Origin of the sequence: Bradyrhizobium sp. CB1717, from assembly GCF_029714325.1 — a bacterium.
Taxonomy (GTDB): domain Bacteria; phylum Pseudomonadota; class Alphaproteobacteria; order Rhizobiales; family Xanthobacteraceae; genus Bradyrhizobium.
On the sequence record NZ_CP121666.1, the window covers coordinates 3,860,132 to 3,880,269 of the forward strand.

21 protein-coding genes are annotated in these 20,138 nt (G+C 64.1%); 12 read left to right on the forward strand and 9 right to left on the reverse strand.

The features are described 5' to 3' along the window. Positions 1–68: 68 nt before the first annotated feature. Positions 69–1,085 carry a magnesium and cobalt transport protein CorA gene (locus QA649_RS18150; protein ID WP_018647439.1) on the reverse strand — a complete coding sequence of 339 codons (1,017 nt, stop codon included), beginning with the start codon at positions 1,083–1,085 and terminating at the stop codon, positions 69–71. 167 nt (positions 1,086–1,252) lie between these two features. Here QA649_RS18150 and purQ point away from each other — a divergent pair, with 167 nt between their 5' ends. The 3 genes from purQ to QA649_RS18165 all read left to right on the forward strand — a co-directional run bounded on the left by purQ (position 1,253) and on the right by QA649_RS18165 (position 3,847). After that, positions 1,253–1,954: a phosphoribosylformylglycinamidine synthase subunit PurQ gene (gene purQ, locus QA649_RS18155; protein WP_283025381.1), complete on the forward strand. Its 702-nt coding sequence runs from the start codon at positions 1,253–1,255 to the stop codon at positions 1,952–1,954. Further along, positions 1,951–2,925: a tripartite tricarboxylate transporter substrate binding protein BugD gene (locus tag QA649_RS18160; RefSeq protein ID WP_283025382.1), complete on the forward strand. Its 975-nt coding sequence runs from the start codon at positions 1,951–1,953 to the stop codon at positions 2,923–2,925. Before purQ ends, QA649_RS18160 begins: the two co-directional genes overlap by 4 nt. Before the next feature lie 184 nt (positions 2,926–3,109). Continuing rightward, a complete protein-coding gene (locus QA649_RS18165; RefSeq protein WP_283025383.1) occupies positions 3,110–3,847 on the forward strand; it encodes a tetratricopeptide repeat protein in 738 nt (245 codons plus the stop codon). Position 3,848: 1 nt separating this feature from the next. Here QA649_RS18165 and QA649_RS18170 read toward each other — a convergent pair whose 3' ends face one another. Beyond that, the gene (locus QA649_RS18170; protein ID WP_283025384.1) at positions 3,849–4,814 is read right to left on the reverse strand and encodes a DMT family transporter; all 966 of its coding nucleotides are present in this window, start codon (positions 4,812–4,814) and stop codon (positions 3,849–3,851) included. On the opposite strand from QA649_RS18170, the gene QA649_RS18175 reads away from it, so the two are divergent. Continuing rightward, a complete protein-coding gene (locus QA649_RS18175; protein WP_283026264.1) occupies positions 4,750–4,905 on the forward strand; it encodes a hypothetical protein in 156 nt (51 codons plus the stop codon). The two genes, QA649_RS18170 and QA649_RS18175, sit on opposite strands and share 65 nt — an antisense overlap. Here the strand turns inward: QA649_RS18175 and QA649_RS18180 are convergent. Continuing rightward, complete coding sequence (locus QA649_RS18180) at positions 4,890–5,369, reverse strand: PaaI family thioesterase (RefSeq protein WP_283025385.1); 480 nt, start codon at positions 5,367–5,369, stop codon at positions 4,890–4,892. The two genes, QA649_RS18175 and QA649_RS18180, sit on opposite strands and share 16 nt — an antisense overlap. A gap of 185 nt (positions 5,370–5,554) precedes the next feature. Here QA649_RS18180 and purL point away from each other — a divergent pair, with 185 nt between their 5' ends. After that, on the forward strand, positions 5,555–7,765 hold the full coding sequence (gene purL / locus QA649_RS18185) for a phosphoribosylformylglycinamidine synthase subunit PurL (protein ID WP_283025386.1): 2,211 nt from the start codon (positions 5,555–5,557) through the stop codon (positions 7,763–7,765). Between the two features lie 119 nt (positions 7,766–7,884). On the opposite strand, the gene QA649_RS18190 is transcribed toward purL, so the two are convergent. Further along, the gene (locus QA649_RS18190; RefSeq protein WP_283025387.1) at positions 7,885–9,075 is read right to left on the reverse strand and encodes an acyltransferase; all 1,191 of its coding nucleotides are present in this window, start codon (positions 9,073–9,075) and stop codon (positions 7,885–7,887) included. A 180-nt stretch (positions 9,076–9,255) separates the two neighbouring features. Between QA649_RS18190 and QA649_RS18195 the strand changes: the two genes are divergently transcribed. Further along, entirely contained in the window at positions 9,256–9,429 is a 174-nt protein-coding gene (locus QA649_RS18195) for a DUF1328 domain-containing protein (RefSeq protein WP_018647430.1), read from the forward strand. A 39-nt stretch (positions 9,430–9,468) separates the two neighbouring features. On the opposite strand, the gene QA649_RS18200 is transcribed toward QA649_RS18195, so the two are convergent. Continuing rightward, positions 9,469–10,563, reverse strand: coding sequence for an alpha/beta hydrolase (locus tag QA649_RS18200; RefSeq protein ID WP_283025388.1), 1,095 nt, complete (start codon positions 10,561–10,563; stop codon positions 9,469–9,471). Between the two features lie 59 nt (positions 10,564–10,622). Beyond that, positions 10,623–10,982: a DUF427 domain-containing protein gene (locus tag QA649_RS18205; RefSeq protein ID WP_283025389.1), complete on the reverse strand. Its 360-nt coding sequence runs from the start codon at positions 10,980–10,982 to the stop codon at positions 10,623–10,625. Positions 10,983–11,181: 199 nt separating this feature from the next. Between QA649_RS18205 and QA649_RS18210 the strand changes: the two genes are divergently transcribed. Together QA649_RS18210 and QA649_RS18215 are read left to right on the forward strand one after the other, a co-directional pair. After that, entirely contained in the window at positions 11,182–11,427 is a 246-nt protein-coding gene (locus QA649_RS18210; protein WP_018647427.1) for a BolA family transcriptional regulator, read from the forward strand. Between the two features lie 26 nt (positions 11,428–11,453). After that, positions 11,454–12,647 carry a low temperature requirement protein A gene (locus QA649_RS18215; RefSeq protein WP_283025390.1) on the forward strand — a complete coding sequence of 398 codons (1,194 nt, stop codon included), beginning with the start codon at positions 11,454–11,456 and terminating at the stop codon, positions 12,645–12,647. 81 nt (positions 12,648–12,728) lie between these two features. Here QA649_RS18215 and QA649_RS18220 read toward each other — a convergent pair whose 3' ends face one another. From QA649_RS18220 to egtB, 3 genes are all read right to left on the reverse strand, one after another. Beyond that, the gene (locus tag QA649_RS18220; protein ID WP_283026035.1) at positions 12,729–13,661 is read right to left on the reverse strand and encodes a transposase; all 933 of its coding nucleotides are present in this window, start codon (positions 13,659–13,661) and stop codon (positions 12,729–12,731) included. Positions 13,662–13,979: 318 nt separating this feature from the next. Beyond that, entirely contained in the window at positions 13,980–14,951 is a 972-nt protein-coding gene (egtD, locus tag QA649_RS18225) for an L-histidine N(alpha)-methyltransferase (protein WP_283025391.1), read from the reverse strand. A 51-nt stretch (positions 14,952–15,002) separates the two neighbouring features. Then, the gene (egtB, locus tag QA649_RS18230) at positions 15,003–16,301 is read right to left on the reverse strand and encodes an ergothioneine biosynthesis protein EgtB (RefSeq protein WP_283026048.1); all 1,299 of its coding nucleotides are present in this window, start codon (positions 16,299–16,301) and stop codon (positions 15,003–15,005) included. Between the two features lie 261 nt (positions 16,302–16,562). Between egtB and grxD the strand changes: the two genes are divergently transcribed. The 4 genes from grxD to QA649_RS18250 are packed head-to-tail and all read left to right on the forward strand — an operon-like array spanning position 16,563 to position 20,045. Further along, positions 16,563–16,889: a Grx4 family monothiol glutaredoxin gene (gene grxD, locus QA649_RS18235; RefSeq protein ID WP_283025392.1), complete on the forward strand. Its 327-nt coding sequence runs from the start codon at positions 16,563–16,565 to the stop codon at positions 16,887–16,889. 4 nt (positions 16,890–16,893) lie between these two features. Next, the gene (locus QA649_RS18240) at positions 16,894–17,445 is read left to right on the forward strand and encodes an O-acetyl-ADP-ribose deacetylase (protein WP_283025393.1); all 552 of its coding nucleotides are present in this window, start codon (positions 16,894–16,896) and stop codon (positions 17,443–17,445) included. Positions 17,446–17,491: 46 nt separating this feature from the next. Next, a complete protein-coding gene (locus QA649_RS18245; RefSeq protein WP_283025394.1) occupies positions 17,492–18,778 on the forward strand; it encodes a serine hydrolase domain-containing protein in 1,287 nt (428 codons plus the stop codon). Position 18,779: 1 nt separating this feature from the next. Then, positions 18,780–20,045, forward strand: a complete 1,266-nt coding sequence (locus tag QA649_RS18250; protein ID WP_283025395.1) for a serine hydrolase domain-containing protein — start codon at positions 18,780–18,782, stop codon at positions 20,043–20,045. The last annotated feature ends 93 nt before the right edge of the window (positions 20,046–20,138 follow it).

A 20,138-nucleotide genomic window follows, 5' to 3' on the forward strand; every position in this document is an offset into this window, starting at 1 on the left:
GAGAGGCCGTCCCGGATTGCGCTGCGCTCCATCCGGGCTACGAAGTTATTGCTGAGCGCTTTCGCAGCTCACAGCCATCCCACCCGCCGAAAACGCCAGTAGAGCGCGCCGCAGGCCGCCAGCATCACGCCGAGCAGCATGTAATAGCCGTACTCCCAATCCAGCTCCGGCATGTGCTTGAAATTCATGCCGTAGATGCCCGCAAGCGCGGTCGGGATCGCGATGATGGCGAGCCACGAGGCGAGCTTCTTGGACACCGCGGTTTCCTGCGCCTGACCGACCAGCAAGCTCGCCTCGAAGGCGAAGGCCAGGACCTCGCGCATGGAATCGATGCGCTCCTGGATGTTCCTGACGTGGTCGGTGACGTCGCGGAACAAGGGCTGCATCGTCGCGCGCACCATCGACAGCTCGTCGTGCTCGAGCCGGCGGCAGACCTCCACCAGCGGTCCGATCGCGTTGCGGAGCCGTAACAGGTCACGGCGCAGCATGTAGAGCCGCTCGATCTGCGCCCTGGTGATCGCGTGGGCGAGCACGTCGTCCTCGATGCCTTCGACCTCTTCGTGAATGCTCTCCAGCACCGGCGAGTAGTTGTCGACGATGAAATCGAGAATGGCGTAGAGGATGTAGTCTTCGCCGCGGGCGAGCGCCCGCGGGCAGCTTTCGCAGCGTTCGCGCACCGGGGTGTAGGACGTCGAGGCGCCATGGCGCACCGAGACCAGATAGCCGTCGCCGACGAAGATATGCGTCTCGCCGAAGGCGATGCGGCCATCGATCAGCTGCGCCGTGCGCGCCACGATGAACAGGGCCTCGCCATATTGCTCGATCTTGGGCCGCTGATGGGCGTGGTTGGCGTCCTCGATCGCGAGCTCGTGCAGGTCGAACTGCTTCTGCACCGCGCCGAGCAGCGCCATATCGGGCTCATGCAGGCCGATCCAGACCACGTGGCCGGGCTTGGCCCGCCAGCTCGACGCTTCGCTGATGGCGATGTTGGCGACGCGCCTTCCGTCGACATAGGCGCCGGCAGCGATGACGCCCTCGGTGGATACCGGCTCGGAGGGGGATGCGGGCCGCGACGGGACGTTCATGGCTTCAATCCCGGGCAAGATCGTCGGGCAAAAGTGCCGTGGCTATGGCCTGTGTACAAGACCGCCCGGCAAGGCTAGCACTGGTAAAATCCCCGTCAAATGGCTATGTCTCTTCACGAATTGGCCCTTTGGCCAGCCCGATTCCCATCACCGTCGGAACCTCTGCCATGAAAGCCGCCATCCTCGTCTTTCCCGGAATCAACCGTGAGCGCGACATGGCGCGCGCATTGAGGCTGATCTCCGGCAGCGAGCCGGCGATGGTCTGGCACGCCGAGACGTCGCTGCCATCAGGCACCGATCTCGTGGTCGTGCCGGGCGGCTTCTCCTATGGCGATTACCTGCGCTGTGGCGCAATCGCCGCGCGTGCGCCGGTGATGGATGCGGTGCGCGATTACGCGGCCAAGGGCGGGCTCGTGCTCGGCGTCTGCAACGGCTTCCAGATCCTCTGCGAATCCGGCCTTCTGCCGGGCGTATTGATGCGCAATGCGCGGCTGAAATTCATCTGCCGCGACGTGCATCTGCGCGTCGAGCGCTCCGACACCCCGTTCACCCGCGGCTACAATGCCGGCCAGGTGATCCGCGTGCCGGTCGCCCATGGCGAGGGCAATTACGAGGCGGACGAAGAAACCATCAAGCGGCTCGAGGGCGAGGGGCGGGTGCTCTATCGCTACTGCTCGGCCGACGGCGTGGTCGACGAGGCCGCCAACATCAACGGCGCGGCACAGTCGATCGCCGGTATCGTCAACGACAGGGGCAACGTGCTCGGCATGATGCCGCATCCCGAAAACCACGTCGAAGACATCATGGGCTGCACCGACGGCCGCGGCCTGTTCGCCGGCCTCGCCCAGCATCTGGAAAAGGCCGCGTGATCCCGTTCGTGGTAAAGCGTGCTCTCGCCGCGGTCGCGGCGCTGGCGTTTGCAACAGGCGCATTCGCGCAGGACTATCCCAAGCGTCCGATCACCATGATCGTGCCGTTCGCGGCCGGCGGCACTTCGGACGTGATCGCGCGCACGGTGGCCGAGCAGATGGGCATCGCGCTCGGCCAGACCATCGTGATCGAGAACGTTGCGGGCGCCGGCGGCTCGACCGCGCTGGCGCGCGCCTCGCGCGCCGAGCCTGACGGCTACACGATTGCGATCGGCAATGCCGGCACCAATGCCGCGACCTACACGATCTATCCAAAACTGCCGTTCACGCCCGACTCCTTCGTGCCGATCGCGATGGTGGCGAAGACGTTCGGCATCATCGCGCTGCGCAAGGACTTTCCGGCGAAGGACCTCAAGGAGTTCATCGCCTACGCCAAGGCCAATCCGGGCAAGATCAATCTCGGCCATGCCGGTGTCGGCTCGTCGAACTACCTGATCTGCAAGAGCTTCGTCACCGCCGCCGGGATCGATGCGACGCTGGTCGGCTATCGCGGCGCCGCGCCCGCGCTGACGGATGCCGTCGGCAGCCAGATCGACGGCGTCTGCGATGCCGCCGCCTCGGTCTCGCAGTCGATCAACGAGAAGCTGGTGAGGGGCCTCGTGGTCGGCTCGACCGTGCGGCTCGCGACGCTGCCCGAGCTGCCGACGTCGTCTGAAGCCGGGCTGCCGGAGTTCGAGGCGCAGGGCTGGAACGGCTTGTTCGCGCCGAAGGGCACGCCGCAGGCCGTCATTGCCAAGCTGAACGCTGCGGCTCGCACGGCGGTGGAGACCGAGGCGGTGAAGAAGCGCTTTGCCGACCTCTCCACCGTCGCGCCTGACGACAACGAGCACACGCCGGAGCTGTTGCAGCAGCTCGTGACGCGCGACGTCGAGAAGTACCGGAAGATGCTGGCGGACGACGCCAAGCAGTAGACCGCTTTCTGGCTGCGATCCCGTGAACCTGCCTTGCGATTGAGGCGACTGACTCCACGTCGCCATCTCGGCGCATGCGTCCTGGGCCGCTGATTTCCGCGAAGACTGGCAACTCCAGGTTGTTCGGTCGCGCCGGTTGCGATATCAGGAAGCGTGCGCTGTCGTTGTGCCCCGTGGATGTCACATGCCCGTCGCTTTGGTCGTTCTGCTGCTCGATATCACGCTGATCTATCACGCCTCGCGCACGGGGCGGCTGCGGCCCTGGGCCTTCATCATCCTGCTGGTCCCGATGATGGGCGCGCTGGCCTATATCGCGGTCGAACTCATTCCGGAATGGTTTTCCAGCCCTGGCGCCCGGCAGGCGCGCCAGCGTTTCGCCAATCGCCTCGATCCGGAGAAGCGCTACCGCGAATTGTCCGACCGGCTGGCCGGCACCGACACCATCGCCAACCGCGCCGCGCTGGCGGAAGAGTGCGCAAATATCGGCCGCTTCAGCGAAGCGGAAGCGCACTATGTTCACATCCTGAAGCTGCCCATGGGCCACGATCCCGCCTATGCCTTCGGCAAGGCGCGCGGCGAGTTTGCCGCCAAGCGCCCGGCCGATGCGCTGGCGACGCTGGACGATCTCCAGAAGCAATGGCCGGATTTCGATTCCGCCGACGCGCATCTGCTCTATGCCCGCGCGCTGGCCGAGGTCGGTCGGCTCGACGAGGCCCTGGAGGAATATCACGCGCTCGCCGGCTATTTCCCCGGCGCCGAGGCGCGGGTGCGCTACGGCATGCTGCTGCAAATGGTCGGCCGCACCGCGGAGGCGCGCATGGTCTTCAACGAGCTCCTGATCCAGATGCGCCGCGCGCCAAAATATCTGCGCGATGCGCAGGCCGAATGGCTGTCGGTTGCGGAGAAGCAGCTCTCGACGTGAGCTAGCGCAGCTTCAGTCGTTCGGCCGGAATCGTCATCGCGGCGACGCCCGCCATGACCAGCAGAAGGCCCAGCGCCAGGTTCGACGGCACGCTCTCGCCGAGCAGCAGCACCGATAGTCCGACGCCGATCGGAATGCGCAAATAGCCTTGCGCGTTGGTGGTCAGCGTGCCGAGCCGGCCGAGGCAGACGTAGAACAGCATCAGGCCCAGGGCACTGGAGACGATACCCATCACGATGGTGGCGATGATCGCCGTTGGCGTCGGATGCAGCGTCCAGGGCTGGTCGATGATCAGCGACGGCGGCAGCAGCACGAGGCCGCCGAACAGGAGCGAACCGGCCGCCACCACCATCGGATCGTACTCGGACAGCCTGAGGCCGAAGATGGTCGCGCAGGCAAAGGAGATGGTGGCGAGCAGGATCGCGATCTCCGCCACGATCTCGCTGCCGAAGCCGTGGAGCGCATCAAGCCCCACGATGGCGACGGTGCCGGCGAGTCCCAACATCGCGCCGGCGAGCTTCAGCAGCGTCGCCGGCTCGTGCCGCGTGATCAGCGAGGTAATCAGGAAGGCGAAGATCGGCGTGGTCGAGGCCAGCACCACCGTGTTCGAGGCCGGCACATATTGCTGCGACCAGGTGATGATCAGGAACGGGAAGGTCGAGTTGATCAGCTGCTGGGTCGCAAACAGCTTCCAGGCCTTCGCGTCGGTGGGAATTTTGGTGCCGCGCATCCACAGGATCGCGAACAGGAAGGCGGCGGCGATCAACGAGCGCGCGGAGATGAAGGTGATGGGCGGGATGGTGTCCAGCGCCAGTTTTGCCAGCGGATAGGTCGAGCTCCAGCAGCAGGCCAGCGCGAACAGTAGCGCGTAGTCGCGCCAGTTGCGGGCGCCGGTGGCGGCCATGGATGACAGCGGCGACGATACGGCGGCCGCTGCGCGACCCCTCGGCGATGTGCTCTGCGGCACCTTGTTTCTGCTCCCCGGCGCGAACGCGCTTGCCGCAAGTCTGGGCGAGGGGCGGCGAAAAGGGAAGGCGCCGAGCTATGCGTTTGGCTGAGGGAGCGACTTCCACTTCGCCCGCTTGATCGTCCCGGAAAAGGTGAACAGAAGCCGCTCACCGGCGGTCATCTGCCCGCGCAGGAAGATCAGCGACTTGCCGGCGCGGGTGACCTCGCCGGTGCACTCGATCAGCTCGCCCTCATGTCCCGCATCGAGGAATTCGCAGGCGAAATTGACCGTCACGCCTTTGCCGGCCAGGGCGTGGCGGCCAAGCGCGAACAGGCTGTAGTCGGCGAAGGCCATGAAGCAGCCGCCATGGACGTTCCCGGAGCCGTTCAGGTGCTTCTTCTCGACCCGGAAGGCGCAGCGGACGCTGCCGTCCGCCTCCAGGCGGTGCCAGAAGGGGCCGATATGATTCTCAAAGCTGTCGCGGATCCAGGTCTGCCAGCCCGCAAATTCCCCCTCGGTCGCGACATGCAGCTCGGGGCGGGGGGAAGCAGCCATTTTGGTCAATTCGTGCAAGGAAATGGGCCTTCAATTACGGGTACATTGCCCTTAAATCCGATCCGTCCGCGCCGTGCAATTCCCGTTCCCGCGGGGCCCCCGGCGCAAAACGTGGGACAGCGGGAAAATGCGCCATAAAGGGCTTTTCGCGAGCCCCCGATGTTCCTAAGAACGGCCAAACCGCCGCCGAAAGCCCCGAATCCATGAAGAATGAACCCAAGATCACCCCCGAACTGGTTGCCGCCCACGGGCTCAAGCCCGACGAGTATGAGCGCATCCTGAAGCTGATCGGGCGGGAGCCGACCTTCACCGAGCTCGGCATCTTCTCGGCGATGTGGAACGAGCATTGCTCGTACAAGTCCTCGCGCATCCATCTGCGCGGCCTGCCGACCAAGGCCCCCTGGGTGATCCAGGGCCCCGGCGAGAATGCCGGCGTGATCGACATCGGCGACGGCCAGGCCGTGGTCTTCAAGATGGAGAGCCACAACCACCCGAGCTACATCGAGCCCTATCAGGGCGCGACCACCGGCGTCGGCGGGATCCTGCGCGACGTCTTCACCATGGGCGCGCGGCCGATCGCGTGCCTGAATGCGCTGAGCTTCGGTGCGCCCGAGCACGCCAAGACCCGGCATCTCGTCTCCGGCGTCGTCGCCGGCGTCGGCGGCTATGGCAATTCCTTCGGCGTGCCGACGGTCGGCGGCCAGGTGCGCTTCCACACGCGCTACGACGGCAACATCCTCGTCAACGCGATGGCCGTCGGCCTCGCCGATGCCGACAAGATCTTCTATGCGGCCGCCTCCGGCGTGAACATGCCGATCGTCTATCTGGGCTCGAAGACCGGCCGCGACGGCATTCACGGCGCCTCGATGGCCTCCGCAGAATTCGACGACAAGTCCGAGGAGAAGCGCCCGACCGTGCAGGTCGGCGATCCCTTCGCCGAGAAGCTGCTGCTGGAGGCCTGCCTCGAGATCATGGAGAAGGGCTGCGTCATCGCGATCCAGGACATGGGTGCGGCGGGCCTGACCTGCTCGGCGGTCGAGATGGGCGCCAAGGGCGATCTCGGCGTCGACCTCGATCTCGACGCGGTGCCGACCCGCGAGACCGGCATGAGCGCCTATGAGATGATGCTCTCGGAGAGCCAGGAGCGCATGCTCATGGTGCTCAAGCCCGAGAAGGAAAAGGAAGCCGAGGAGATCTTCACGAAGTGGGGGCTCGATTTTGCGATTGTCGGCTACACCACGCCGAGCAAGCGCTTCGTCGTCAAGCATGGCGGCGACGTCATGGCCGATTTGCCGATCAAGGAGCTCGGCGACGAGGCGCCGGTCTATGACCGCCCGCATGTCCCGTCCGCCGCGCTGCCGGTCGTGCACGCGCGCGACGTGGTCGCGCCGATGGGCTTAGGTAGTGCGCTGGAGAAGCTGATCGGCACGCCCGACATGTGCAGCAAGCGCTGGGTGTGGGAGCAGTACGACCACGTCATCCTCGGCAACACCATGCAGCGCCCCGGCGGCGATGCCGCCGTGGTGCGCGTCCAGGACGGGCCGAAGGGCCTGGCGCTGACCGTCGACGTCACGCCGCGCTATTGCGAGGCCGATCCTTATCAAGGTGGTATGCAGGCCGTCGCCGAAGCCTGGCGCAACATCACCGCGGTCGGCGGCAAGCCGCTCGCGATCACCGACAATCTCAATTTCGGCAACCCCGAGCGTCCCGAGATCATGGGCCAGTTCGTCGGCTGCCTGAAGGGCATCTCGGAAGCCTGCCGCACGCTCGACTTCCCGGTCGTCTCCGGCAACGTCTCGCTCTACAACGAGACCAACGGCCGCGCGATCCTCCCCACGCCCTCGATCGGCGGTGTCGGCCTGCTCGACGATTTCACCAAGTCTGCGTCGCTGGCCTTCAAGGCCGAGGGCGAGGCGATCCTCTTGATCGGCGAGACCCATGGCTGGCTCGGCCAGTCCGTTTACCTGCGCGACATCTGCGGTCGCGAGGAGGGCGCACCGCCGCCCGTCGATCTCGCCGCCGAGAAGCGCAACGGCGACTGCGTGCGCGGCATGATCCATGCGGGCACCGCGACCGCCGTGCACGACCTCTCAGACGGCGGCCTGCTGATCGCGCTCGCCGAGATGGCGATGGCGGGCGGCATCGGTGCAAAGCTGCTGGCGGCGCCGACGTCGCTTGTCTCGCAGGCCTATTGGTTCGGCGAGGACCAGGCGCGCTATCTCGTCACCGTGCCGGAAACCGAAGCCGGCCGCGTGCTCGCCAAGATGCGCGGCTGCGAGGTGCCCTGCGTGCGGATCGGCACCACCGGTGGCGACGCGATCGCCATTGCCGGCGAGGCGCCGGTTACGATCGACACGCTGCGCAAATCGTTCGAGCGCTGGCTGCCGGAATATATGGGCGGCAAGGCGGCCTGAGCTGCTGCCACGCCCTCCGTCATTGAGGAGCAAAGCGACGAAGCAATCCAGACTGTCTCCGCGGAGAGACTCTGGATTGCTTCGCTACGCTCGCAATGACGAATGGAGAGATCTTCCGCTCAAAGCACCTTCGTTGCGCCGGGGATCTGGCGCAAGGCGCGCGTTAGCGCCCAACTGAACGCGACTGTCAGCACGAACCCGATCGTCGCCTTGACGATCGCTGGCAGGTCATAGTCGAACAGCCAGTATTGCAGCCAAAGCGCGATCGGGTAGTGCACCAAAAAGATGCCGTAGGCGTCCGCCTGCATCGGATCGAGCAGCTTGGCCGAGCCTGATTGTTTGAACCTCTGGAAAAAGGCCAGGATCATGAACATGATGGCCACGCTGAAGACAGCGAAGCAGAGGGCATAGAGCCCCTCATACCAGTTCGGCAGCGGCGACGGATTTCCCAAGATTTCACGCTTGATGAAGATCAGCACCCAGAGCAGGCAATACGGAACGATCGCCAGGACCAGCCAGTCCCAGCTGACCCTCGCCATCCGGCCGTCTGCCGCAAGCAGGCCGCGATCCATATTCGCGACGCCGATGCCGGCGCCGAAAAAGAAGTAGCTCGCATAGAGCATCACACGCCCGTGCTGCACCGAGAACGGCCCGAACTCGAACCAGTTGCTTGGTCCATAATACATCAGCCCGGGAACATAGAACGCCGCGGTGACGGCAAGCATGACCGCGAAGAACAACTCGGGCCGACGGCGGCCCTGCAGCGAGAGGCGGTTGATCGGATCGAGCAGGTTGGGTGACAGCCGATGCAGTATGCAGGCTACCACGTCGAAGCCGAGCAGGACCCAGAGGAACCAGATCGGCCCGCTCGGCCACGGGCCTTTCGTGACCATATTCCACCAGTATTCCGAAAAGCCGATCTCGGGATGGTGTCGGAGCGAGATGGCGTAATAGGCGAGCGGGATGATCGTGAATGCGCAGATCACGAACGGCAGGCCAAGCCGAAGCAGGCGATCTGCCAGATAGTTCAGCGCGCCCTTGCGGGCGATGCCCGACCAGGCAAACAAGCCCGACAGGAAGAAGAACATCGCCATGAAGAAGCTGTCGGTGGCGAGCACGATCATGTCGAAGCCGAAGAAGAATTTCGGATCGGTATGACCGAAGTAGGTATAGGGGATGACGGCGTGGTGCAGCAGCACCACCAGGGTCAGGAAGGTGCGGGCCCGATCCAGCGACAGGTTGCGCGCCTTGGCCTTTGGTGCAGCTTGCGCCTCCGGGCCGATCGTCGCTGTATGTGACATCGTCGTCATGGTCGCCCCCATTGCGCTCCTGTCCCGCGACGGACTGTGCCGCCCGGAACCGGATTCAGCAAGGGGTGTGTGAGCCCCACAACCCTCCTGGGACGATAGGAACCAGTTCCGCGTAGCAAGGTTGGCGTTCGCGCAAAGGGGCTTGAGGGCCGCAGTGGCGGCACAATTTCGGAGCTGGTGATGACGATCCTGAAATGGGCACTGATCTTCTTGCTGGTCTCGATCGTTGCCGGTGTGTTCGGCTTCACCGGCATCTCGGCCGCCTCGGCCGATGTCGCCCGCTTCCTGTTCTACGTCTTCGTGGTGATCTTCCTGGCGCTGCTGATACTGGGGCTGACGATCTTCCGGGCGTAGCGGCGAAGCCGCTCGACCGGCTCGCAAGGCGCAGGGTCCTCAATTGCGAGCGCTGACGCGAGCCAGCAACTCCGCGAGAAACTCGTCGGGACGGTTGAACGGGAGAAAATGATCGCCGCCGCGAACCCAGACAAATTCCTTATGCGGTGCGGTGATCTGACTGAAATATTGCTCGGCAGGTCCGCCCGGCGTCGCGCCATCCGAATCGCCCTCGATGAAAAACATGGGGATTGAAAATTCGAGTCCTATTGAGGCCACCTCGTGCTGAACCATCGGACCATTCGGTCCGGTCAGATATTTGGTGGAGAAGGCGACGCCCTTGCGCCAGTTGTACCAATCAAGCAGCGAGAAATCCGGCATGAAGCGGGGCGGGATCGCGCCAGCCAGCTGGATGCGATCGACGGGAAGGGCCAGCACGCGGCTCCACTTTTCGGCGATCAGGCGATTTTCCTCGCTCATGGTCGGTCGTGCAGCAATCGGCGCCAACTCCGCCAGCGCCTCGTTGTTGCCGGTCGACGCCGCCAGTGTTTGCAGGCGGGCAATCTTGAGCTCGAATGCCTTCTCGAAGGTCGTCCTGCCGACGACCTGGCCTGTGCCGACATAGGCCCAGAACAGGTCGGGGCGTTGCTTCGCCATGTGAATTGCCAGGAATGAGCCCCAGGAGTGTCCGACCAGGACAATCCTGTGCTTGTGCAAGTGCGCGCGCAGATATTCGGCCAGTTCGATGCCGTCCTGCGTCATTCGTTCCAATGTCATCGTTGGAGCGAGCGTCTCTCCAGCGGCACCATAAGTGCGGCCGGTACCGCGCTGGTCCCACTGCACAACAGTGAAATGCTTTTCCCAGGAACGCCAGCCCGACGAGACGGGCAGGGTAGTGCCGCCGGGCCCGCCATGGACGAACAGCAGAACCGGGTTATCCCGATCCTCGCCGCGGATTTGAATCCATTGCTTGATGCCGCCGATGACGACGAACTCTCCCTCCTGCACCCCCTTGGGGGAGCGGATGGCGAGAGTTTGCGCCGCAAGATGCTGGCGATAGGCGCGAAACCCGAGCCCGACAGCAGTCACCGCAATGACGACGCCGGCCGCCCCGAGCAACGAGAGTGCAATCAGTCTTCCGGCCTTGCGCGGCATTTGATAGCAGCATCGACTGAGACGGGGTGATGATCGCCCGGAGTCAGAGTGCCCTGAACCTAGCCCACTTCCTCGATCCTCACCTTGTCCGGATAAAAGGCGAGATGGCCGGAAATCTCGGTCATGGCGGGAAAGGGCGTCTCGTAGGTCCAGATCGCGTTGTCGAGCGTCTTGCCGTCGGCCTTGACGCTGTAATAGCTCGCGTCGCCCTTGTAGGGGCAATGGGTGACGCGGTCGGTGCGCTCCAAGAGCGCCATGTTGGCGTCCTCCCGCGGCACATATTGCACCGCCGGATATTTGGCCTCCTTCAAGGTCAGCGCCTTGCTGGTCTCGGCGATGACGATGTCGCCCGCCGTGACGCGGACGCGCCGGGGATTTGGGGTGATGGTGATGGGGTGGTCCGGCCCTGGAAGCTTCATGATTTCACGCCTTTTCGATCAATCTGCCGCGCGCGGCACTTTGTCGTGCCTTTGTCCCGATGAGATCAGGGATATAGTGCCGGAAAGCGTGACGTAGAAGACCGTTCACGCTAAGTTTGGCCCGCCGGTCCCGGGGACCCCGGCGAGCGATTCGAAGACGAGGCTGCGCTCTGCAGCCGAGATAAGGAGCTAGACCCGAATGCCCATGGACGCCCACGATATCGAGGCGATGATCAAGGCAGCGATCCCCGATGCCGAGGTGACCATCCGTGATCTCGCCGGTGACGGCGATCACTATGCCGCGACCGTGATCTCGGAATCCTTCCGCGGCAAGTCCCGCGTCCAGCAGCACCAGATCGTCTATCAGTCCCTGCGCGGCCAGATGGGCGGCGTCCTGCATGCACTGGCGCTGCAAACCGGGGTACCTGGGGTACCCGGCACCTGACCTGACGAGCGCGACGGGAGACGACGATGGCTGCCGAGAATTCGCGCGGCGCGATGTTTCGCGTCATCCTGCCGAACCAGCCTAGCCGCGTCACCAATGCCGAGCTGTTCTTCGACCTCGTCTTCGTCTTCGCCGTCACGCAAATCTCGCACACGCTGCTGCACCATTTCACGCTGCTTGGCGCTGTGCATGTTACCGTGCTGTTTCTCGCGGTGTGGTGGGTGTGGGTCTACACCGCCTGGGTCACCAACTGGCTCAATCCCGATCTGACGCCGGTTCGCATCCTGATCTTCCTGATGATGCTCGGTGGCCTCGTGTTGTCGACGACCATCCCGACCGCCTTCGAGGGACGGGGTCTCTGGTTCGCGATCGCCTACGCGGCCATGCAGGTCGGACGCACCGCGTTCTGGCTGTTTGCGACCCCGCGCCATCGCACGGCGGTGCGGCACAACGCGATCCGCATCCTGACGTGGCTCTCGATCTCGGCGGTGCTGTGGATCGCCGGCGGTTTCTCCGAGGGAGAGACGCGGCTATGGCTGTGGATCGCGGCGGTCGCCTGGGAGTATGTCTCGCCCGCGGTCCGGTTCTGGGTCCCGAATCTGGGATTCTCGTCGGTCGAGGCCTGGGCGGTCGAAGGCAACCACATGGCCGAGCGTTGCGCCGGCTTCATCATCATCGCGCTGGGCGAGGCCGTCGTGGTCAACGGCGCGACCTTTGCCGAACTGGAATGGACGGCTGCGAATATTGTGGCCTTCGTCTCGGCGCTGGTCGGCAGCATCGCGATGTGGTGGGTTTATTTCCACAAGGGCGCCGAGGCCGGCTCCGAGCGCATCTCGAAATCCACCGAATCCGGCCGGCTGGCGCGGCTCGCCTACACCTATCTGCACACGCCGATCGTCGCCGGCATCATCCTGACCGCGGTCTCGGACGAGCTGGTGCTGAAGCACCCGACCGGCCACTCCGATTTCAGGACGATCGTGAGCACGATCGGCGGTCCCCTGGTGTTCCTGATCGGCACCATCCTGTTCAAGCATTCGATCCGCGGCTTCCTTCAGCTGTCGCACGGCATCGGCATCATCCTGCTGCTGGTGCTGTGGTGGTTTGCAGCCGATCTGTCGCCGCTCTGGCTCTCGGTCGCGACGAGTGTGATCCTGATCGTGGTGGCGGTGTGGGAGTCGGTGTCGCTGGGATCGAAGGTGGAGGAGGCCGGGGAGGACTGAACCTCGGCGTCGAGCGGTTTGAGCGTCGCCTCGTCCTTCGAGACGACCGCTCCGCGGTCTCCTCAGCGACTGTGTTCTTCGTCAAGCGGGTTGCCATTGTTTTTGGTCCCTGAGCATGGCGTTGAGGATGGTGAGGACTTTGCGAGCGACGGCGATGAGGGCCACCATCTTCGGCTTCCCGGCGATCAGCAGGCGTTGATAGAAGAGCTTGAGCTGCGGATGGTGTCGGCTGGCCGAGAGAGCGGCCATGTAGAGCCCGGCGCGCAGTGCGGCTCGCCCGCCGCCGATCATGCTCTTGCCCTTCCAGCGGCCGGATTGGCGGGTGAACGGAGCAAGGCCGGCGAGGCTTGCGATCTGGCGCCGATTGAGGGTGCCGAGCTCGGGCACCTCGGCCAGGAAGGTGCGGGCGAGCGTGTTGCTTACACCCGGAAAGCTCACCAGCAACTCCTCCTTGGCGCGCCAGACCGGCGAACCGCGCACCAGCGTGTCGATGTCGTTGTCGATCTCCAGCAGCTCCTTCTCGAGGACCTTGATGTGGCGGGCAAGGCTCTTGCGAACGCGGACATTCTCGGCCCGCTTCTCGCGCTGGCGCTCGGCAACGATCATCTCGATGATCTGCCGTCGGCGGCTGACCAGTTCGGCCAGCAGCCGGGCTTCCTGATCTGGCATGGCACGCGGCGTCGGCTTCACCGCCTCGACAAACCGCGCGATGACTGCCGCATCGATCGGATCGGTCTTGGCGCGCTGGCCAACGGCCTGCGCGAAGTGCCGGATTTGGGCCGGATTGACCACCACCAGCGGCAGTTGGGCGCCGGCCAGCGCCGCCGCGACAATGGTCTCGAAGCCGCCCGTCGCTTCCACTGCAATCAGCGTTGGCGAACAGGCCTGCAGACGAGCAACAAGGTCTTCCAAGCCTTTGCCGTCACGCGCCACGGCAAAGGCTTCCCCGCTCGGACGCAAATGCACGTCCAGCCGGTCCTTCGATACATCAATGCCAATATAGATCGCGTCCATCTGCACCCATCCTTGCGCAATCGGGCTCGCCAGGCGGCCCTCGCGACTGTTCGGGTTCAATGGAACAACGGACGGGGCGCCGCGCTGAGGCTCGGGCTTCAAAGCCCTGGGATGAGGCGGTCTCCCGTCCGCTACCGCACCGGACACTCTATCCGATCCAGTGAGTCGAAACTTACAAGGATGAGGCTGATCAGCATCGCGGCTCGTGGAAACTGCTGCCGCACGCTCCGCCCTCATCCTGGGGAGCCCGCTTAAAGCGGGCGTCTCGAAGGATGCGCCGCGGGGAAAGCGCTCTCAAATACCGGGAAGCGATGAGGATTACTCCGCGACCTCCAGCGCATGCACCGAGAACATCTTCGCCGGGTCCGTCCAGCTTTCGCGCACCCGCCAGCCAGCGCCTTGCGCCAGTGCGGCAAAGCGCTCAATGCTGTATTTGTAGCTGTTCTCGGTATGAATGCTCTCGCCCGGACGGAACGAGAAGCTGGTGCCGAGCAGGCGCACGGTCTGGCTCTTCCTGCTGATCAGGTGCATCTCGATACGGTGCCGCTCGCGATTGTAGATCGCGCGATGGGTGAAGGCGGACAGGTCGAAATTGCCGCCGAGCTCGCGGTTGATGCGCACCAGGACATTGAGGTTGAAGCGCGCGGTGACGCCGGCGGCATCGTTATAGGCGTCATGGAGCACGCGCTCGTCCTTCTCGAGGTCGGCGCCGATGATCATCTGCGCACCCTTGCCCAGGATCTGGCGCGCGCTCTTCAGGAAGGCCTGGGCTTCATGCGGCTCGAAATTGCCGATGGTCGAGCCGGGGAAGAAGCCGACCTTGGGCATGGATGCGACCGCTTTGGGCAGCTCGAACGGCGTCGTGAAATCGGCGGCGACCGGATAGATGCCGAGCGCGGGAAAGTCGCGCTTGAGCCCGTTCGCCTGCGCCGCCAGGAAATCGCCGGAGATGTCGACGGGCACATAGGCCGCGAACTTGCAGTGGCTGAGCAGGAGGCGGACCTTCGTGGTCGCGCCCGCCCCGAATTCGACCAGCGCGGCATGCTCGGGAATGATCTTCGCGATCTCGCTGCCGCGCTCCTTCAGGATCGAGAGCTCGGTGCGCGTCGGGTAATATTCCGGCAGGCGCGTGATCGCCTCGAACAATTCTGACCCGGTCGCATCGTAGAAATATTTCGGCGACAGCTTCTTCGGCTGCTGCGACAAATCCTCGATAGCCTCGCGGGCGAAGGCGGTGGTCTGCTCGTCGGGAAGATGGGCTTCGGCCAAAGCGCTGGCGTGCACATTCATGATACTCTCCTGAACGCGCTGTCCGGCGCGCATCTGTCGTCGGATTAAGGACTAGACGTAATCGGCGAGCCGCAGTCCTGTGAACTGCCAGCGATGGTGCGGATAGAAGAAGTTGCGATAAGTAATACGGCTGTGGTCCTCTGGAGTTGCAAGCGATGAGCCGCGGAGCACCAGCTGATTGATCATGAACTTGCCGTTGTACTCGCCGAGCGCGCCTTCGACGGCGCGATAGCCGGGGTAGGGCGAGTAGGAGCTGCGGGTCCATTGCCAGACGATGCCGAAGGCGTCGTTGAGCTGTCCGGCACGCGCCGCGACCTCCCATTCCATCTCGGTCGGGAGATGCTTGCCTGCCCAGCGCGCGAACGCATCCGCCTCGTAATAGCTGACATGGCAGACCGGCGCGTCGGGATCGACCGGCTTGAGGCCGGCCAGCGTCATGACCTGCCATGCGCCGTCGACCTCGCGCCAATAGCCCGGGGCCTGCCAGTCTTCCTTGCTGGCCGCGGCAAAGCCGTCCATCAGCCACAGCGTTGCCGTCCGGTAGCCGCCGTCGCGCATGAAGGCGAGCCATTCGGCATTGGTGACGAGATTGCGCGCGACCCTGACCGGGCCGACGAGGGCGCGATGGGCGGGCTTCTCGTTGTCGAAATGGAAGCCGTCATCGACATGGCCGACGGTGTGGATGCCTTCGTTGAGCGTCAGCCACTCGTCGCCGGTACGCGTCGCCGCCGGGAAGCGCCAGTCCGGGTCGTAGGCCGGATAGACCGGATTCTGCGCGAAGGCGTGCAGGATGTCGGTGAACATCAATTCCTGATGCTGCTGCTCGTGGTTGAGCCCGACCTCGACCAGTGGCGCCAGGGCCCGGAGTTGGTCATCGCTCGCTTCGCGGAAGAATTTGACGACGGCAGCATCGACATATCTGCGGTAGGCGCCGACCTCGTCCGCGCTCGGACGGGTGATGTCGCCGCGATGGTTGCGGGCATGGCGCGGGCCGGCGCTGACGTAATAGGAATTGAACAGAAACGCGAAATCGGGGTGAAAGGGCCTATAGCCGGGGGCGTGCTCGCCGAGCAAAAATTGCTCCCAGAACCAGGTGGTATGGGCCCTGTGCCATTTCGCAGGGCTCGCATCGGGCATGGACTGGATCTGCTGGTCCTCGGGCGACAGCGGCGCGGCCCGGCGCTCGGTCTGGTTGCGAACCGCGAGAAAGGCCTCTTCCAACCGCCGGGCAATACTGCCCTCCTCGGAGGATGGTGACGAAAGCGCGGGGGCGGCCGTGGCGGAGGCTGGTTTCGTCACGTTTTTCTCCAGACAGGACAAGAGAACGTTGTTGGCGTTGCCCGGTTCCAAAACCAAGGTTCGTCCTAGATAGGGGCTCCGTTACGGTATGAAAGTCCTCCCCGGTGATGATATTCGGGGCATCATGCAATGGCCTGGCGCTGCCGGGGCCGGCCGCCCAAGGCCGGGAGAAGCCCGCGACGGGGGCCGTTCGCCGCCATTTTACTTTGGATGCACAACGGTTTGGGCTACATATATAGGCAGGTATCGGGTTAAATCGGCCGAGCCGGCCCGAAGCAATTGGTGAGGGCTCTGCCCCAGAAGGACACGGATATGAGCATCGCGGAATTCATCAACAACGAAGTGAAGTCGAACGACGTGGTTCTGTTCATGAAGGGTACGCCGCAATTTCCGCAGTGCGGTTTCTCCGGCCAGGTCGTCCAGATCCTCGACCATATCGGTGTCGGCTATAAGGGCCTCAACGTCCTCGAATCCGCCGAGCTGCGCAACGGCATCAAGGAATACTCGAACTGGCCGACCATCCCGCAGCTCTATGTGAAGGGCGAGTTCATCGGCGGCTGCGACATCGTCCGCGAGATGTTCCAGGCCGGCGAATTGCAGCAGCTCTTCTCCGAGAAGGGCGTCGTCGTCGCGGCCTAAGGCCGTGACCGCGCTGTCGCGCCGGATTGGCGGCGCGGAGCTCGACGTCGTCGTTGCCGACATCACGACACTGAGCGTTGACGCCATCGTCAATGCCGCCAACACGTCGCTCCTTGGCGGGGGTGGCGTGGATGGCGCGATCCATCGCGCGGCCGGGCCCGACCTGGTCGCCGAATGCCGGATGCTTCACGGCTGCAAGACCGGCGACGCCAAGATTACCAAAGGCTATAGGCTCAAGGCCGCCCACGTGATCCACACGGTCGGACCGGTCTGGAATGGCGGCACGCTGGGCGAGGACGGCCTGCTCGCCTCCTGCTATCGTCGCTCGATGGAGCTGTGCGGCAAGCACAAGCTGACCTCGGTGGCATTCCCCGCGATTTCGACCGGCATTTTCCGCTTTCCCGCCGAACGGGCCGCCGATATTGCCGTGCGTACGACCATCGAAGGGCTCGCCGCCGCGCCATCCGTCACCCGCGTGGTGTTCTGCTGCTTCGCCGAGCCAAGCGCCAAACTCCATGCCGAGGCGCTGGCGCAACACAGCAGCCCTTGTGCCTGATGACGCTGTCAGTACACTCCGCCGGACCATGTTCCGGGGAGGGGATATGAATTTTCATGTTGGACTGCGCCCATTTGTCTATGGCGCATTGTTGTCGTTCGGCCTGCTGTCGCTGGCGCACGCTGAGGGTACCTACGAGATTCCTGCCGGCGCGCATTTCAACCAGGACAAGCTCTCGAGGATCAGTGACTTCTTCAAGAACGAGGTCGCGACCGGCAAGATCGCCGGCGCAACCGTGCTGATCCAGCAGCACGGCAAGCCGGTCTACCACGAAGCCTTCGGCGTACAGGACGTGGTCAGCAAGGCGCCGATCACGGACAAGACCATCTTCCGCCTGTTCTCGATGACCAAGGCGATCACCTCGGTGGTGGCGGTGCAGTTGATCGAGGACGGCAAGATCAAGCTGGATGATCCCGTCTCGAAATACATTCCGTCCTTCGCCAATGTGAAGGTCGGCGTCGAGAAGAAGGCCGAAGATGGCACCAAGTCGCTCGAGCTTGTGCCGCCGAACCGGCCGATGACAGTGCACGATTTGATGACGCACACCTCCGGTGTCACCTATGGCTTCTACGGCGACAGCCTGGTGCGCAAGGCCTATCGCGACGCCAATATCTATGCCGGCGATTTCGATCTCGCCGAGTTCGCCGAGCGAATCGCGAAACTCCCGCTGCACAACCAGCCGGGCGCGCTGTGGCAATACGGCCATTCCACCGACATCCTCGCGCGCGTGATGGAGGTCGCCGCCGGCAAGCCGCTGATCGACATCATGCAGGAAAAGCTGCTCACCCCGCTCGGCATGGTCGACACCGGCTTCTTCGTCACCGATCCCGAGAAGCAGAAGCTGCTGGCGCAGCCGGTGCCGAATGACGCCGATTTCCGCGTCGGCCGCATCAACGATCCGACGGTCGCCAAGAAGATCATGTTCGCCAGCGGCGGCATGGTGACGACCATGGCGGACTACAAGCGGTTTGCGCAGATGCTGCTCAATGGCGGCAGTCTCGACGGCAAGACCATCCTCAAGCCGGAGACGTTCAAGCTGATGGTGACCGATCAGATCGGTCCGAAATCCGGCGTTGATCGCGATTATTTCTATTTCCCCGGCGACGGCTTCGGCTTCGGTCTCGGGCTCGCGGTCCGCACCGATCCCGGCAACGCAAAACCGCCGCCGCCCGGCGATCTCGGCGAATTGAAGTGGGACGGCGCCTCCGGCTGCTATTTCGTGATCGATCCCAAGCAGGACATGTTCTTCGTGCTGCTGGAGCAGACCCCGACCGAGCGCCAGCGCGTGCAGCGGACATTGAAGCTGTTGGTTTATGAAGCCATGGAGAATTGACATGAGCGGGCGCCGTGCGCTGTTCGCGGCGCTCGTTCTGCTGTTGAGTGCGGCCGGTGCGCAAGCGGGCTCGGAGGCGCGCGCCGCGCGCAGGTTCTCGCCCGAAGGCCTCGCAAAGGTCTCCGACTACATCCAGAAGGAGATCGTCGCGGGAACGTTCCCGGGCGCGATCCTGCTGCTGCAGCAGCACGGCAAGCCGGTCTATTACGAGAATTTCGGCGTTCGCGACGCTGCGACCGAGCTCTCGATGAGCGCCGACACCATCTTCCGCCTCTACTCGATGTCAAAGCCGGTCACGACGGTCATGGCGATGATGCTGGTCGAGGAGGGCAAGCTCTCGCTCGACGATCCCGTCGCAAAGTACATTCCGGCCTTTGGTGAGATGAAGGTCGGCGTCGAGACGAAGGCCGAGGACGGCAAGGTCTCGCTGGCGTTCGAGCCGGTCAATCGCCCGGTCACGGTCAAGGATCTGATGCGCCACACCGCCGGGCTTCCTTACGGCTATTATGGCGGGGGCCCGGTGAACAAGCTCTATGCCGACGCCGGTCTTTTCGACAACAAGGCTTTGACCAATGCCGAACTCGTCGCGAAGATCGCCACGCTGCCGCTCGCCGAGCAGCCCGGCACGATCTGGGACTACGGCCTCTCCACTGACGTGCTCGGCCGCATCATCGAGGTGATCTCGGGGAAATCGCTGTTCCAGTTCGAGAAGGAGCGGCTGCTCGATCCGCTCGGGATGACGGACACCGCATACTATGTCGCCGATCCCGCCAAGTGGCCGCGCATCGCCGAGCCGATGCCTGGGGATCGTGCGATTAGCCCGATGACGCAGGTCCGCGATCCCCGCAAACCGCTGAAATGGGAGTCGGGCGGCGGCGGCCTCGTCGGGACGATTGGCGACTACGCGCGCTTCTCGCAGATGCTGCTGAATGGCGGCACCTTTGAAGGCCGGCGCTATCTCAAGCCGGAGACCATCGCGCTGATGGCGTCGGACCATATCGGGCCGGAAACGAAGATCGCGCGCGACCAGAACTATTATCCGGGCGGCAGCTCCGGCTTCGGCCTCGGCTTCGCCGTGCGCACGTCGGTGCCGGACGAGACTTCGTGGCCGCTGGGCGAGTATCGCTGGGATGGCGTCGGCGGCACGTTCTTCTTCATCGATCCCGAGGACGATCTGTTCGGGATCTTCATGGTGCAGACCCCCTCGCAGCGCGGCCGGATCCAACTGGCGCTGAAGACGCTGATCTATCAGGCGATGGGGCGGTAGACTCTCGCCGTCTTCGTAGCCCGGATGGAGCGCAGCGCAATCCGGGACTTCCTCACGCGCGGATAAATCCCGGATTTCGCTGCGCTCCATCCG

Bases quoted from the DNA above. Each gene is read 5' to 3' on its own strand.
- QA649_RS18150 (WP_018647439.1), bottom strand. From the start codon at position 1,085: ATGAACGTCCCGTCGCGGCCCGCATCCCCCTCCGAGCCGGTATCCACC.
- purQ (WP_283025381.1), top strand. From the start codon at position 1,253: ATGAAAGCCGCCATCCTCGTCTTTCCCGGAATCAACCGTGAGCGCGAC.
- QA649_RS18165 (WP_283025383.1), top strand. From the start codon at position 3,110: ATGCCCGTCGCTTTGGTCGTTCTGCTGCTCGATATCACGCTGATCTAT.
- QA649_RS18175 (WP_283026264.1), top strand. From the start codon at position 4,750: ATGGATGACAGCGGCGACGATACGGCGGCCGCTGCGCGACCCCTCGGC.
- purL (WP_283025386.1), top strand. From the start codon at position 5,555: ATGAAGAATGAACCCAAGATCACCCCCGAACTGGTTGCCGCCCACGGG.
- QA649_RS18190 (WP_283025387.1), bottom strand. From the start codon at position 9,075: ATGACGACGATGTCACATACAGCGACGATCGGCCCGGAGGCGCAAGCT.
- QA649_RS18195 (WP_018647430.1), top strand. From the start codon at position 9,256: ATGACGATCCTGAAATGGGCACTGATCTTCTTGCTGGTCTCGATCGTT.
- QA649_RS18200 (WP_283025388.1), bottom strand. From the start codon at position 10,563: ATGCCGCGCAAGGCCGGAAGACTGATTGCACTCTCGTTGCTCGGGGCG.
- QA649_RS18205 (WP_283025389.1), bottom strand. From the start codon at position 10,982: ATGAAGCTTCCAGGGCCGGACCACCCCATCACCATCACCCCAAATCCC.
- QA649_RS18210 (WP_018647427.1), top strand. From the start codon at position 11,182: ATGCCCATGGACGCCCACGATATCGAGGCGATGATCAAGGCAGCGATC.
- QA649_RS18215 (WP_283025390.1), top strand. From the start codon at position 11,454: ATGGCTGCCGAGAATTCGCGCGGCGCGATGTTTCGCGTCATCCTGCCG.
- QA649_RS18220 (WP_283026035.1), bottom strand. From the start codon at position 13,661: ATGGACGCGATCTATATTGGCATTGATGTATCGAAGGACCGGCTGGAC.
- egtD (WP_283025391.1), bottom strand. From the start codon at position 14,951: ATGAATGTGCACGCCAGCGCTTTGGCCGAAGCCCATCTTCCCGACGAG.
- grxD (WP_283025392.1), top strand. From the start codon at position 16,563: ATGAGCATCGCGGAATTCATCAACAACGAAGTGAAGTCGAACGACGTG.
- QA649_RS18245 (WP_283025394.1), top strand. From the start codon at position 17,492: ATGAATTTTCATGTTGGACTGCGCCCATTTGTCTATGGCGCATTGTTG.
- QA649_RS18250 (WP_283025395.1), top strand. From the start codon at position 18,780: ATGAGCGGGCGCCGTGCGCTGTTCGCGGCGCTCGTTCTGCTGTTGAGT.